Origin of the sequence: Halobellus inordinatus, from assembly GCF_024498335.1 — an archaeon.
GTDB lineage: Archaea > Halobacteriota > Halobacteria > Halobacteriales > Haloferacaceae > Haloquadratum > Haloquadratum inordinatus.
On record NZ_CP101825.1, the window covers coordinates 688,573 to 702,725 of the forward strand.

General features: G+C 66.9%; 14 protein-coding genes. 3 read left to right on the top strand and 11 right to left on the bottom strand.

Annotation, left to right across the window (positions count from 1 at the left end; genetic code table 11):
* Positions 1 to 2: 2 nt before the first annotated feature.
* From NO362_RS03535 to NO362_RS03575, 9 genes are all read right to left on the bottom strand, one after another.
* Positions 3 to 1,214, bottom strand: a complete 1,212-nt coding sequence (locus NO362_RS03535; RefSeq protein WP_256288517.1) for an argininosuccinate synthase — start codon at positions 1,212 to 1,214, stop codon at positions 3 to 5.
* Between the two features lie 137 nt (positions 1,215 to 1,351).
* Positions 1,352 to 1,483 (bottom strand): hypothetical protein, encoded by a 132-nt coding sequence (locus tag NO362_RS03540; RefSeq protein ID WP_256546144.1) that lies wholly within the window; start codon positions 1,481 to 1,483, stop codon positions 1,352 to 1,354.
* Between the two features lie 63 nt (positions 1,484 to 1,546).
* The gene (locus NO362_RS03545; protein WP_256546145.1) at positions 1,547 to 2,263 is read right to left on the bottom strand and encodes a DUF429 domain-containing protein; all 717 of its coding nucleotides are present in this window, start codon (positions 2,261 to 2,263) and stop codon (positions 1,547 to 1,549) included.
* Positions 2,264 to 2,314: 51 nt separating this feature from the next.
* A complete protein-coding gene (locus NO362_RS03550) occupies positions 2,315 to 3,550 on the bottom strand; it encodes a cation:proton antiporter (RefSeq protein ID WP_256546146.1) in 1,236 nt (411 codons plus the stop codon).
* Positions 3,550 to 4,035 (bottom strand): cation:proton antiporter regulatory subunit, encoded by a 486-nt coding sequence (locus NO362_RS03555; protein WP_256546147.1) that lies wholly within the window; start codon positions 4,033 to 4,035, stop codon positions 3,550 to 3,552. Before NO362_RS03555 ends, NO362_RS03550 begins: the two co-directional genes overlap by 1 nt.
* Before the next feature lie 86 nt (positions 4,036 to 4,121).
* A complete protein-coding gene (locus NO362_RS03560; protein ID WP_256546148.1) occupies positions 4,122 to 4,769 on the bottom strand; it encodes a diacylglycerol/polyprenol kinase family protein in 648 nt (215 codons plus the stop codon).
* Positions 4,770 to 4,772: 3 nt separating this feature from the next.
* On the bottom strand, positions 4,773 to 6,572 hold the full coding sequence (gene glyS / locus NO362_RS03565; protein WP_256546149.1) for a glycine--tRNA ligase: 1,800 nt from the start codon (positions 6,570 to 6,572) through the stop codon (positions 4,773 to 4,775).
* Positions 6,572 to 7,417: a CBS domain-containing protein gene (locus tag NO362_RS03570; protein WP_256546150.1), complete on the bottom strand. Its 846-nt coding sequence runs from the start codon at positions 7,415 to 7,417 to the stop codon at positions 6,572 to 6,574. Before NO362_RS03570 ends, glyS begins: the two co-directional genes overlap by 1 nt.
* Positions 7,418 to 7,500: 83 nt before the next feature.
* Complete coding sequence (locus tag NO362_RS03575) at positions 7,501 to 8,670, bottom strand: alpha-hydroxy-acid oxidizing protein (protein ID WP_256546151.1); 1,170 nt, start codon at positions 8,668 to 8,670, stop codon at positions 7,501 to 7,503.
* A gap of 256 nt (positions 8,671 to 8,926) precedes the next feature.
* Between NO362_RS03575 and NO362_RS03580 the strand changes: the two genes are divergently transcribed.
* Positions 8,927 to 9,097: a DUF7556 family protein gene (locus tag NO362_RS03580; protein ID WP_199723005.1), complete on the top strand. Its 171-nt coding sequence runs from the start codon at positions 8,927 to 8,929 to the stop codon at positions 9,095 to 9,097.
* A gap of 73 nt (positions 9,098 to 9,170) precedes the next feature.
* On the opposite strand, the gene NO362_RS03585 is transcribed toward NO362_RS03580, so the two are convergent.
* Both NO362_RS03585 and NO362_RS03590 read right to left on the bottom strand, forming a co-directional pair.
* Complete coding sequence (locus NO362_RS03585; protein WP_256288508.1) at positions 9,171 to 9,368, bottom strand: helix-turn-helix transcriptional regulator; 198 nt, start codon at positions 9,366 to 9,368, stop codon at positions 9,171 to 9,173.
* Positions 9,365 to 9,760 carry a DUF2178 domain-containing protein gene (locus NO362_RS03590; RefSeq protein WP_256288507.1) on the bottom strand — a complete coding sequence of 132 codons (396 nt, stop codon included), beginning with the start codon at positions 9,758 to 9,760 and terminating at the stop codon, positions 9,365 to 9,367. Before NO362_RS03590 ends, NO362_RS03585 begins: the two co-directional genes overlap by 4 nt.
* Before the next feature lie 167 nt (positions 9,761 to 9,927).
* On the opposite strand from NO362_RS03590, the gene NO362_RS03595 reads away from it, so the two are divergent.
* Positions 9,928 to 10,347 carry a PPC domain-containing DNA-binding protein gene (locus NO362_RS03595; RefSeq protein WP_121568792.1) on the top strand — a complete coding sequence of 140 codons (420 nt, stop codon included), beginning with the start codon at positions 9,928 to 9,930 and terminating at the stop codon, positions 10,345 to 10,347.
* A 2-nt stretch (positions 10,348 to 10,349) separates the two neighbouring features.
* Positions 10,350 to 14,051: a DNA polymerase II large subunit gene (locus NO362_RS03600; protein WP_256546152.1), complete on the top strand. Its 3,702-nt coding sequence runs from the start codon at positions 10,350 to 10,352 to the stop codon at positions 14,049 to 14,051.
* The last annotated feature ends 102 nt before the right edge of the window (positions 14,052 to 14,153 follow it).

The window sequence follows — 14,153 nt, forward strand, 5'->3', positions numbered from 1 at the left end:
GTCTATTCGGAGTCGTTCTTCTTCGCCTTCGCAGCGGCCGTCGCGGCGTTCGCGAGGCGGGACTGGAAGCCGTGGTACTTCGCGACGCCGGTGGCGTCCTTCTGGGTGATGTCGCCGACGCCGGAGGTGTTGAACGAGGCGGCGTCCTCGGAGTAGGCGGCGTACTCGGACTCGCGGGCGACCGGGCGGGCCTGTCCGCCCTGGAACTTGATCGTCACCGTGCCGGTGACGCGCTCTTGCGTCTCGTCGATGAAGCCTTCGAGCGCGCCGACGAGCGGGTGGTCGACGAGGCCCTCGTAGCCCTTCTGGGCCCATTCGTTGTCGATGCTGCGCTTGAAGTCGCGCTCGTCTTTCGTGAGAACGAGCTGTTCGAGCGCCTCGTGGGCGGTGAGCAGCGTCGTCGCGGCCGGGTGCTCGTAGTTCTCGCGGACCTTCAGGCCGAGCATCCGGTCTTCCATCATATCCGTGCGGCCGACGCCGTGTTTACCGGCCTGCTCGTTGAGCGTGCGGATGAGTTCCGTCGGGGAGAGTTCCTCGCCGTCGAGCGCGACGGGATAGCCGTCCTCGAAGGTGATCTCGACGAGCTCGGTCTCGGTGGCGTTCGCGGGGTCGTCGGTCCACTCGTAGATGTCTTCCGGCGGGACGTGGGCGGGGTCTTCCAGCTGTCCGCCCTCGACGGAGCGGCTCCAGAGGTTCGTGTCGATCGACCAGATGCCGGAGTTGCCGGACTGGACGGGCAGGTCGTGTTCCTCGGCGTACTCCTGCTCCCACTCGCGGGTGAGTTCGAGTTCGCGGATCGGCGCGACGACGTCGAGGTCGGAGGCGCGCCAGACGGCCTCGAACCGGAGCTGATCGTTACCTTTGCCGGTGCAGCCGTGTGCGAGTGCGTCACAACCCTCGGCCTCGGCGACGTCGAGAATCTCGTTGGCGATGACCGGGCGCGCAAGCGCCGTGCCGAGCGGGTAGCCCTGATACGTCGCGTTCGCGCGAACCGAGTCGAAACAGAGGTCCGCGAACTCCTCTTTGGCGTCGACGACGTGCAGGTCGAGTCCGTGCGCGTCGGCGGTCTCCTGTGCCTCCTCGAACTCCGATTCCGGCTGTCCGACGTCGACGGTGACGCCGACGACCTCGTCGTAGCCGTACTCCTCTTGGAGGAGTGAAACGCATACTGTGGTGTCGAGTCCGCCGGAGAACGCGAGTGCCACGCTTGTCATATACATCCGAGTCCGGCTCTCTCCCGTATAAATTACACGGTTTGAGTGTTAGAAATTAAATCGTAGAGATGCCTATAGAGACGCTGGTCGCTTTTCAGTTGAGTTCGCTGCAACGTGGAGGTGAGGTAATAGTGGGCCTAGCAGGCCCGTCGTCGCGGTCGTCGCGCGGCGTCGGCGGTCTCGACGGAGAACGCGGAGAAAAGCGTCGAGACGGCCGCAGTAGCGACTCTCGATTGGACGCGAGCGGTCGGCAGCGAGAGCCGCGTCATTGTAACACCACACCAATCCCGCCGCACTAAACGTTTTCGGGACAGGTCTGTGACTGGAGCGGCTCAGGCCACCTCGAACGGCGGGTAGTAGATCCGCGGTTCGTCGGCGTCGGGGTCCGCGGGGACCGTCTTCAGCGGGCCGCCCGCCACAGCCTTTCCCGCCGCCGCAACGGCGAGTACCATCGAATCGAGGAGGTCGTCGCGGCCGGCGTCACTCAGCGGATAGTCCTCTCGCGCCTGCTCGTATGCGTCTTCCGCGCCGTCGAGCGCGTCGGCGAGAAGCGACCGCCGGAGGCGACGCCCACGCGCTGTGGACTTGGCGTACGCGATCGGTTGCCCGTTCAGCGCGGCAAAGCAGAGCTCTGGGTGGGCCTCGCGGATCCGCCCGTCGTAGTCGTCGCCGACGACGCTCGCAACCTCCCGGATCTTCTCGCCGATGTAGAACGCCTGCCGTGAGAGCCCGTGGCCGACGTCCTCGCGGTGGGCCTCACTCGCGGTCTCGTAGTCGTCACAGTCGATCGCGGCCGCGCTCGGCGGGTAGAACACGGAGATCCCGCGACAGCCGAGCAGGTCGCTGGCGTCCTCGTCGCAGCGGCGCCGACTCGTCGTCGGCAGGCCGATCGGGATGTCGACGAGAATTCGCTCGGCGTCCGCATACGTGTCGGCGACCGCCGCGAAATCTCGATGCGTCTCGATTCGTGCGTCGTCGCGGTCGAGCACCGTCGCGACCCAGCCAGCGGGGCAGGCGTCGACGCCGACGACGGGCGAGCGTGCAGCCATTTACCGACTGCTCTCGCGCAGCCGACGAAAGCCTGCTGGCAAAAATAGGCGTCAGAAGTCAGCGTGCGGCCAGGCGCGTTCGATCAGTCCTGCGACGGCGTCGGAGCGCTGCATCAGCACTGTCCCGAGCGCGCTCATCACGAGCACGTAGCCGACGGCGAGCGCGGGGATCGTCTCCTGCATCACCGGCGTCGACCCGCCGGCAGCGAGCGCGGCGATGACGAGCGAGAACTCCCCGCGCGGCACTAGCCCGAGGCCGGTCCGGAGCGAGCGCCGCCTCGAAAGCTCGTACGTGCGACCGCCCAGATAGCCCGAGAAGACTTTCGAGGGCGTCGTCAGCAGGATCGCCGCCGCGAGCGGGACGGCGACGCCGCCGAGCAGTCGGGGATCGGTCCCGACGCCGATCCAGAAGAAGAAGACGGCCGCGAAGACGTCCCGAACGGGCGTGAGTTGGCGCTCGATACGCTCGCGGTGCCCGCTGGTCGAGAATCCCATCCCGACGAAGAAGGCCGCGACGGCCTCGCTCACACCCAGCGCCAGCGCGAGGCCGGCGACGGGGACGACCACGGCGAGTGCCCGAATCACGAACGCTTCGTTCTCGGAGACGTCGAGGACCCGGACGAAGAACCCGGTTCCGTACTGCACGACGACTAGCAGGAGCCCGAGAAAGCCGAAGGCGACGACGAGCGAACGGCCGACGCCGCCCAGCCCGCCGACCGCTTCAGTGCCAGCCCCGGTCGCGACCGCGCCGCCCGAGCCGCCGAGGACCAGCGAGGTGACGACGGCGAGATACACGGCGATGAACAGGTCCTCGAAGACGAGCGTTCCGAGGATCGGCTCGGCCTCCTCGTTGGCGATCCACCCGAGGTCGATCAGCGTCTTCGTCACGATGGCCGACGAGGAGATGTAGACGATCCCGCCGAGCAGCAGCGCCTCGACGAACGACCAGCCGAGTGCGAGGCCGATCGCGACGCCCAGCGGGAGGTTCACGACGACGTCGATCAGGCCCGCACGAGTGATCTTCGTGCGCGCGGCCAGCAGGCGCCCGAGGCTGAACTCCAAGCCGAGAAAGAACAGGAGGAGAACGATCCCGATCTCCGCGAGGACGGTCAGCAGTTCGCCGTTCGGCACGTACGGCAGGCCGACGCGACCGGCGACGAAGGGGCCGGCGAGCATCCCGCCGACGACGTACAGCGGGATGACCGAGAGGCCGGTGCGGAGCGCTACCGCGCCCGCGACCGCGAGGACGACGAACACCTCCCCGAGTTCGAGCAGCCCGGCGGCCATTATTCGCCCGTGACGCGCGCCTCGAACGCGTCGCAGTTCTCTCGCGTGCCCACGATCACGAGCGTGTCACCCGCGCGGACTGTCGTCTCGCCGCCCGGCGAGGGGATGACTTCACCGTCGCGCTCGATGGCGACGACGGACGCCCCCGTCTCCTGCCGGAGGTTCGACTCGCCGAGCGTCTGGTCGGCGATCGGCGAGTCCGCGCCCACTTCGACCCACTCCAAGAGCGTGTCGCCGCCGAGCAGCGTCTCGATGCTCTCAGAGCGGACAGGCTGAAAGTACGCGCCCTCCAGAATCGTGCCGATCTGTCGGGCTAACTGATCCGAGAGCTCGAAGAGCTTCTCGGAGTCGCTCTCGGGCGTCGGCCGCAGAAACACCTCGCGCCGCCCCTCGTTGTGGGTCACGACGACGAGCTGTGAGCCGTCCGGGAGGTCGATCTCGTGTTTCTTGCCGACGCCGGGGAGGTCGCTCTCGTAGACGGTCACAGTACGCGATTCGGCGGCTGTGTACAAAAATCGTCGTGGGAAGTAGCCATACGGTCGGTGAGGTGCCCGTCCCGCAGGGCCGTCGGTCAGGCGAAGACCGGTGCGGCCCCGGCGGCAGCCAAGACTGCGCCGGCAGCGACGGCCGCGACCGGCGGAATCGAGAGGTTGTCGTCGACGACGTAGCCGGCGATCACCGGCTTGAATCCGTCCGCGACGGTCGCCCCGAGCGCGGCCGCCACGGCTGCCGCACCGCCGACCGCGACGCCCGCGACCGGGACGAGAAACGGAACCGAAACGAGCAGGCAGACCGCGAACATCGCCCCGAGCGTCCGCAGTCGCTTCGGTTCACCGGCCTCTCTAGTCGTCCCGAGCAGCCCCGAAACGGGGTCGCCGACCGTCAGCATCAGCGTCGCCGGGACGCCGATGTGCGGCGCGAATACGAGCACCACGGCGGTGACGCTGAACATATACAGCGCGTACCCCGCGACGTTCGTCTGCTCGTAGGAGCGAGTGAGTTCGTCGTAGACCGCCCAGTCGAGACCGACCACGAGTCGGAAGAACTCCAGCACGGCCGCGGTCACAGAACAGAGGATCATCACGAGGCCGAACTGCGACCACGACACGAATCCGAGTATGTAGAGCAGCGGGAGGCCGGTCCCGCTCGCGTGGACGAGACGGCGCTTTAGCTCGCTCGCCGACGGACGAGGGAGCGATTCGACGGGCGATGCGGACACCGTCTACGCGTCCGCGCCCGGCGCGACGAGTTCGTACGCCTCGACGAGGTCGTCGAAGGTCCGCTCGCCGCTCTCGACGGTCCGGAGTTCCGCGACGAGGTCGTCGATCGGGACGCGGATCTGCCGGGCAGTGTCGCGCTCGCGGATGGTGACGCTGTCGGGACCCTCTCCTTCGAGGCCGTCGCGGTCGACGGTGACGCAGAAGGGCGTCCCGACCTCGTCCTGGCGTCGGTAGCGCCGGCCGATACTGCCGGAGTCGTCGTAGACGACGCTGAAGCCGGATTCCCGCAGGTCGTCGACGATCGCCTGTGACCGGTCGACGAGTTCCTCGACGTTCGAGACGAGCGGGAAGACGCCGACGTCCGTCGGCGCGACCGTCGGCGACAGCGAGAGGTACGAGCGCGTCTCGCCGTCGACCTCGTCCTCGTTGTAGGCGTGCGCCAAGAGCGTGTAGACGGTCCGGTCGACGCCGAAGGAGGGCTCGATCACGTGCGGCGTGATGTGCTCGCCCGAGACCGTCTGCTCCTCGACGCGGAAGTTCGCCACGTCGGCGTCGACGGTCTTCGTCTCGCCGCCGACCGTGACCGACACCTCCTCGTCTTCGAACGCCGAGGGGTCGCGTTCGGCCAACTCTTCGAGCGCCGACTGCACGTCGGCGGCGGCCCCGCCGAACTCCGGCCCGAGGACGCTCATATCCGGTTCGACGACCGCGCGCTCGACCGTCTTCGGCTCGTCGAACTGCCGGAAGATGGTGAAGTCGTCGTCGCTGTGTTCGCCGTGCTTCGAGAGGTCGTAGTCGCCCCGGTAGGCGAAGCCGGCGATCTCGATCCAGTCGCCGTCGACCTCGCTCTCGGCGTCCCAGCAGTCCGCCGCGTAGTGGGCGCGCTCGCCCGCGAGGTGCTGACGGAACCGGAAGCGGTCCATATCGACGCCGACGCGCTCGTACCACTCCTGGGCGATCCCGACGAAGTAGCCGATCCACGGGTCGCCGATGATCTCCTCGTCGACCGCCTCGCCGACGGTCGTCTCGACGTACTCGCCGTCGTCGGCCTGCTGTTCGGTCGCCGGGTACAGCGTCACCTCGACGTCTTCGACCGAACTGAGGTCGGGTTCGTCGCGCTCGGGGTCGACGAACTGCTCCAGTTCGGCCTGCGTGAACTCCCGCGTGCGGACGATGCTCTTCCGCGGTGAGATCTCGTTGCGGTACGCCCGGCCGATCTGCGTCGCGCCGAACGGCAGGCTGTTTCGCGCGTACTCCTTGATGCGCGGGAACTCGACGAAGATGCCCTGCGCCGTCTCCGGTCGGAGGTAGCCCGGCGTCGAGGAGCCGGGGCCGATGTTCGTCTCGAACATCAGGTTGAAATCCTCGACGGGTTCGCCCGCGAGGTGCGCGCCGCAGTTCGGACACTGGAGGTCGTGCTCCTCGATCAGCGCCTCGACCTCCGCGATCGGCAGCGACTCGGCGTCTTCGATGTCGGTCTCGTCTTCGATCAGGTGGTCCGCGCGGTGGGACTCGCCGCACTCGGGGCACTCGACGAGCATATCGTCGAAGCCGTCGAGGTGGCCCGACGCCTCGAAGACGGGCTCGGGCATAATCGTCGGCGCCTCGATCTCGAAGTTACCCTCCTGGACGGTGAAGCGGTCGCGCCAGGCGTCTTCGACGTTCGACTTCAGCGCCGCGCCCTGCGGACCGAACGTGTAGAACCCCGCCGCGCCGCCGTACGCGCCGCTCGCGCCGAAGAAGTAGCCGCGGCGCTTGGCCAGTTCGGCGAGTCGCTCGCCTTCGGTCTGCTCCTCGCTCATCACAGTGCCTCCAGGAGGTCGATGTCGCGAACGATGCCGACGAGTTCGTCGCCCGCGACGAGGGGGATCTGTTCGATGTCCTCGGTGATCATCGCTTGTGCGATCTCGACGCCGGGCTTGCGCGTCGAGACGGTCACGAGGTCCTCAGACATAAAGGTCGAGACCGGCTCGGTCGGCAGCTCGACGTTCCGCGTCGGGATGTAGCGCTTGCCGATGGCTTTGATACCTTCCCACATCCACTCGTCGTCCTGGCCGGCGACCGAGTCGCCGGTGTCGTCTTCGCCCTCGACGACGCGGGCGACCTCGATGATGTCGACTTCGGTGAGGATGCCGTTCATCCGTCCCTCGTCGTCGAGACAGACCGCGTAGGGGACGTTCGCGTAGAAGATCTCGCGCTCGGCGACCGGGAGCGGCGTCCCGTCGTAGGTCGTGTTCACGTCCTCGGTCGCGACGTCGCCGGCGGTCGCCTCCAGTTCGACCTCGCCGCGGGCGATGGCGTGGACGACGTCGGTGACGGTGAAGATGCCTTCGAGTTCGCCGTCGACGACGGGGACGCGCCGGGTTCCGGCGTCGATCATCAGATGCGCCGCGTCCACGACGCTCGTGTCGGCGGTGACCGTCGGGACGTCCCGCATCAAGACCGCGAGCTGGTCCTCGTCGGGGCGTTCGATCAGTTCCTCGCGAGAGACGAGTCCGCGGTACTCTTCGCCGTCGTCGGTCTGCTTGACCACCGGCACCGAGGAGAAGCCGCGCTCTTGGATGTACTCCAACACGTCATCGCGAGTCCCCGGAAGTTCGACAGTAACAACGTCCTCACGGGGAGTCATCGCGTCGGCAACGTTCATACGGCGCTTTACTGTGCCACACCTCTTGTACTCTTTGAAGGCCTGTCCGGAAGCGCCCACGCGCTGACCGCTCGCACACAGTCTCAGTCGGCCAGTACCGACTCGTCGACGTCCGCGACGTCGTCGTGGCCGACGAGCCCCAGCCCCAGGTCCAGATCGGCGAGGAAGTTCTCACAGACGGTGCGGACGCCGTCGGCCCCGTCGAGAGCCAATCCGTACACGAACGGGCGGCCGAGCAAGACGGCGTCAGCGCCGAGCGCGAGCGCCTTCAGCGCGTCCGCACCGCGTCGGATCCCGCTGTCGAACAGAACGTCGACCTCGTCGCCGACGGCGTCGGAGACCGCCGACAGTTGTTCGATGGCTGCGACCGCACCGTCGACCTGGCGGCCGCCGTGGTTCGAGACGACGACGCCGGCCGCACCTGCCTCGACCGCTCGCTCGGCGTCCGCGGGATGGAGAATGCCTTTCGGCACGACAGGGAGATCGCTGTACTCACAGAGCCACGCGAAGTCGTCCCAGGTGAGCGAGGGATCGCTGAACACCTCAAGGAATTCGTTGACGGCCGCGACCGGATTCTCCTCGACGTCGCCGTCGACGCGCGACTGGAACGTCGGATCCGAGAAGTAGTTCGCGACGCCGTCGCGGTCGAGGAAGGGGAGGTAGCCGCGCTGCATATCCCGCTCGCGCCAGGCGAGCATCGGCGTGTCGAGCGTGACGACGAGCGCCTCGTAGCCGGCTTCCGTCGCCCGATCGACGAAGCTCTTCGCGAGGTCGCGGTCCGCGCTCCAGTACAGTTGGAACCACCCGGGCGCGTCGCCGAGTTCCTCGCGGATGCCCTCCATCGTCGTCGACGCCGCCGAACTGGAGATCATACCCAGACCCAACTCGCGGGCGGCGCGGGCACTCGCCCGCTCGCCGTCCTCGTGGATGATCGACTGGACGCCGACCGGCGCGAGCATCACGGGGTGGTTCAGTTCGGTGCCGCAGACCGTCGTCGAGAGGTCCCGCTCGCTCACGTCCCGGAGCATCCGGGGGAGCAAGCGGTACTGGCGGAACGCCTCGCGGTTCCGGTCGACGGTGTCCTCGCCGCCCGCGCCGCCGGCAACGTAGTCGTACGCTTCGTCGGAGAGCGCCTCCAGTGCGGCAGCCTCCAGATCATCGAACGACATCGGGATGTCCGGCGTGTCTGCGGTCTCCGAGAACAGCTGCGCCTGGCGACGCGGCCCGGGTTGGGACGGGAGTTCGTCAGTCATACTTGCTGCGTGTTGGCATATCTGTATATAATTTACCTGATGGTTGTTAGGTGTCCGCACACTACCACACGCTCCGTAGTGTCGGGTTGCTTGGTAAGTCCTATCATACCAGTCGGTGCCGGAGTACCATTCGTCGACCCTCGAGCGGTAGATGTGCATTATCGTGCTCTTTCAGACCGAAAAATATACACATCCGTGGATTCCGTCACGACACCGATCCGACGGGTTTATGTATGGATGAGACACACTCACAAACATGACGCCGAATGCGACGGCCGCAGCGTCCGACGCGTCGCGCGCCGAGGTGATGGCCTCGGTGGACTCCACTCCCGCTCAATCGGAGTTCATTATCGCGGACATTTCCCGCGATGATGCGTGGCTTTCGATGCGAGTATCGGAGGCGCCGTCGCTCGACGAGTGGGCCTGACAGGCCACTTCGCAGTCGCAGTAGCTTTCAGCGCTTTTTCGCAATCGGGCCGGTCGAGAGCGACAGTCCCGCGTCACTCGTCGGCAGGGTCGAAGACGTCCTCGATGCGACATTCGAAATAGCCGGCGAGCGCGAACGCGAGTTCGAGTGACGGGTCGTAGCGCCCGCGTTCGACGGCGTTTATCGTCTGGCGAGTGACGCCGACTGCCTCGGCCAGTTCGGCCTGGCTGATTCCCGCGCGCTCGCGCCGCTCGGGGAGGTCGTTTTTCATACGCGCCGCCGAGCGACGAGCAGGAGGACGCCGTACGCACCGTAGACGACCGGAACGGTCAGAGCAATTGGCGTCAGCCACGTCGGCCAGGTGGTATATCCGAGAGCCACGAGGGCCGTCAGCGTCGGGAAGAAAACCGCCGAGGCCCATCCGAAGAGCGCGAGCGTCCACCCGGCGGCGCGCTCGTGGGTCCGCTCGTCGCGCTCGTCGAACAGCGTGCCCGCGTAGCTCACCCGGAGGTACCCCGCCGCACCGAGGAACGCGACGAACCCGACGACCCCGAGGAGCGGCCGGCCCAGAGCGATGAGCACGCCCAGCGCGAGTCCCGATAGCCCCGAGAGGACACCGTGTGCACGTCGATACGACCGTTCCGAAGCAGCGGTTGTCGACATCGTCTCTGTCATCGTGATCACGCGAGCTATGTAAAGCTCGCTTTACAGTAAAGGATGCTTTACACTGATACCTAAATGTACCGGTCGGCGAGCGCCGGGTGTCGGCAGCGCCGAGGGCGGATGCGAACACAGTGAGGTTTTTGTCCGCGTCTCCCGAGCAACGGAGTATGCACTACCGCGAGGTCGACGCGAGCCGGGAGTTCCTGCTTCGGCTCGAGACGGGAGCCGACTGGCGCACCGAGATCGAGGAGTTCGCCGCCCTCGAAGAGATCGACGCCGCGTGGTTTCAGGCGATGGGCGCCGTTCAGGACGCCGAGGTGTGGTTCTACGATCAAGAAGACAAAGAGTACCACTCGGTAACGTTCGACGAACCGCTGGAAGTGGCAGCCTGCGTCGGCAACGTCTCTTACCTCGACGGCGAGCGCTTCGCACACACCCACGCCGTCCTCTCGCGGCCCTCCGGGCAGTCGCTCGCGGGGCACCTCAACGCCGCGACGGTCTTCGCCGGCGAGGTGTACCTCCGGGCGTTCGAGGAGGGGCTCGAACGGGAGCACCACGAACTGACCGATCTGGACCTCTGGCTGTAGCCGTGCGCGAGGACGACGAACGGTACTTCGAGCGGATCGAATCCCGTCTCGACGAGGCGTTCGACCGCGCAGAGCGCGCCAAAGGCCGCGGCTACGACCCCGAGCCCGAGGTCGAGATTCCGGTCGCGAAGGATATGGCCGACCGCGTCGAGAACATCCTCGGCATCGCGGGCGTCGCAGAGCGCGTCCGCGAGCTAGAGGGACAGATGTCCCGCGAGGAGGCCGCACTCGAACTCGTCACCGACTTCGTCGAGGGGAGCGTCGGCGACTACGACAGCCGCGCCGGAAAGGTCGAGGGCGCGGTCCGGACGGCGGTCGCGCTCCTGACCGAGGGGGTCGTCGCCGCCCCCATCGAGGGAATCGACCGCGTCGAGATCCTCGAAAACGACGACGGCACGGAGTTCGTGAACGTCTACTACGCCGGCCCGATCCGCTCGGCCGGCGGGACCGCCCAGGCGCTCTCGGTGCTCGTCGCCGACTACGCCCGCTCGCTGCTCGGCATCGACGAGTACAAGGCCCGGTCCGACGAGATCGAGCGCTACGCCGAGGAGGTCGCCCTCTACGACAAAGAGACGGGTCTGCAGTACTCGCCGAAGGACAAGGAGACGAAGTTCATCGCCGAGCATATGCCGATTATGCTGGACGGCGAAGCCACCGGCGACGAGGAGGTCTCGGGCTTCCGCGACCTCGAACGCGTCGACACCAACTCCGCCCGCGGCGGGATGTGCCTCGTCCTCGCGGAGGGGATCGCGCTCAAAGCGCCGAAGATCCAGCGCTACACCCGCGGGTTAGAGGAGGTCGACTGGCCGTGGCTCCAGGACCTCATCGACGGCACCATCGGCAAGGACGGCGCGGACGCCGACGACGGCACCGAGGGCGAAAGCGACGGAGACGACGAGTCCGCCGCAGCGGGAGACGAGAACGGCCACGCCAGCGCAGAAAGCGATGCGGCGGACGAAGACGGCGACGCGAACGAGGACGGCACGGACAGCGGCGACCCCAGTGGGCCGCCGCGCCTCGATCCCTCGACGAAGTACCTCCGTGACCTGATCGCCGGCCGCCCCGTCTTCGGCCACCCGAGCGCCGAGGGCGGGTTCCGCCTCCGCTACGGCCGCTCGCGCAACCACGGCTTCGCGACCGCCGGCGTCCATCCGGCGACGATGCACCTCGTCGACGACTTCCTCGCGACGGGAACGCAGATAAAGACCGAACGCCCCGGGAAGGCAGCCGGCGTGATCCCGGTCGACTCCATCGAGGGACCGACCGTGCGACTCGCCAACGGCGACGTGCGTCAGATCGACGACCCCGAAGAGGCGCTGGAGATCCGCAACGGCGTCGAGAAGATCATCGACCTCGGCGAGTACCTCGTCAACTTCGGCGAGTTCATCGAGAACAACCACCCGCTCGCGCCCGCCTCCTACGTCTACGAGTGGTGGGTCCAGGAGTTCGAGGACGCCGGCGCGCCGGTACAGGCGCTCGAAGACGACCCCGGCGTCGACCTCGAACACCCGACGCCCACGGAGGCCTACGAGTGGGCGACGACGTACGACTGCCCGCTGCACCCCGACTACACGTATCTCTGGCACGATGTTTCCGTCGAGCAGTTCGAGGCGCTCGCCGACACCGTCGACAGCGGACAGGTCCGCGCTGCGGAGGCCGACGGTGGCCTCGCCGGCGCGGACGGGAGCGCCGATCGCGACGCCGGTATCGCTGACGGACGCGGGGCGAACGAGGACGGCCGCAACGACGTTCTCGAACTCCCGAACTCCGAACCCATCGCGGAGACGCTCGAACACCTCCTCGTCGAACACACCCAGCGCGAGGAGACGATCCGCGTGCCGGAGTGGCGGCTCTTGGTTCGCTCGCTCGGGTTCGAGATCGACGCCGAGACGGGCTCGCTCGAACGGACGTGGAACGCGGACGACCTCTCGTCCCGTGCCTGTGAGTGGGACGACGGCGAGAGCGCGCTCGAAGCCGCGAACGAGGTCGCGCCCTTCGACCTCCGCGAGCGCGCGCCGACGCGCATCGGCAACCGGATGGGCCGCCCCGAGAAGTCCGAATCGCGCGACCTCTCGCCGGCAGTGCACACGCTCTTTCCCATCGGCGAGGCCGGCGGGAGCCAGCGCGACGTCGGCGAAGCCGCCCGGCTCCGGGACGATCAAGGCCGGCGTGGCGTCGTCGACGTCCGCGTGGGCGACCGCGTCTGCCCCGACTGCGACACCCACACCTACCGAACGACGTGCCCGGAGTGCGGCACGCACACCGAGTCGTACTACGAGTGTGAGGAGTGCGGCCGCGTCGTCGAACCCGACGAATCCGGCCGTGTGCACTGCGAGCGCTGCGAGCGCGACGTCACGAGCCCCGAGTGGTTCTCCATCGACGTCGGCGAGGAGTACCGGGAGGCCCTCGAAGCGGTGGGCGAGCGCGAATCGGCCTACGACATCCTGAAAGGCGTCAAGGGACTCACCTCAGCGGACAAGACGCCCGAACCGATGGAGAAGGGAGTCCTCCGCGCGAAGAACGGCGTCACGTCGTTCAAGGACGGCACGGTCCGCTACGATATGACCGACCTCCCGGTCACCGCGGTCCGGCCCGCCGAGCTCGACGTGACCGCCGCCGACTTCCGCGAACTCGGCTACGAGACGGATATCGACGGCGAACCCCTGCAGTTCGACGATCAGCTCGTCGAACTGAAAGTCCAGGACATCGTCCTCTCGGACGGCGCGGCCGAGCATATGCTCAAGACCGCGGACTTCGTCGACGACCTCCTAGAGCAGTTCTACGACCTGCCGCCGTTCTACGAAGTCGACGACCGCGAGGACCTCGTCGGCGAACTCGTCTTCGGGATGGCACCGCACACCTCCGCCGCGGTCGTCGGCCGCGTCGTCGGCTTCACGTCTGCGGCCGTCGGCTACGCGCATCCGTACTTTCACGCCGCAAAACGGCGGAATTGCGACGGCGACGAAGACTGCGTGATGCTGCTGATGGACGGCCTGCTCAACTTCTCGAAAGACTACCTGCCCGACAAGCGCGGCGGGCAGATGGACGCGCCGCTCGTGATGTCCTCGCGGATCGATCCCAGCGAGATCGACGACGAGGCGCACAATATGGACATCGTCCGGCAGTACCCGACTGAGTTCTACGAGGCCACGCGAGAGCTCGCGGACCCAGAGGACGTCGAAGACCTGATCCAACTGGGCGAAGACACGCTCGGCACCGACGACGAGTACCGCGGCTTCGACCACACCCACGACACCTCGAACATCGCGCTCGGTCCCGACCTGTCGGCGTACAAGACGCTCGGGTCGATGATGGACAAGATGGACGCCCAGTTGGAACTCTCGCGAAAGCTCCGGGCAGTCGACGAGACCGACGTCGCAGAGCGCGTCATCGAATATCACTTCCTCCCCGACCTGATCGGGAACCTCCGGGCGTTCTCACGGCAGGAGACGCGGTGTCTCGACTGCGGCGAGAAGTATCGCAGGATGCCGCTGACCGGCGACTGTCGCGAGTGCGGCGGCCGAGTGAATCTCACGGTGCACCAGGGCTCGGTGAACAAGTATATGGACACCGCCATTCACGTCGCCGAGGAGTTCGGCTGCCGGGAGTACACGAAACAGCGGCTCGAAGTCTTAGAGAAGAGTCTCGAATCCGTCTTCGAGAACGACAAGAACAAACAGTCAGGTATTGCGGACTTTATGTGAACGCGTCGTTCTCACCGAGATCTCGCGCCGCCCGATCTCCGCTCGACTCCCATTCCAACCGCCTCCACCCGCTTTTTTGCATCCGGCCGCCTCCCGCGTCGT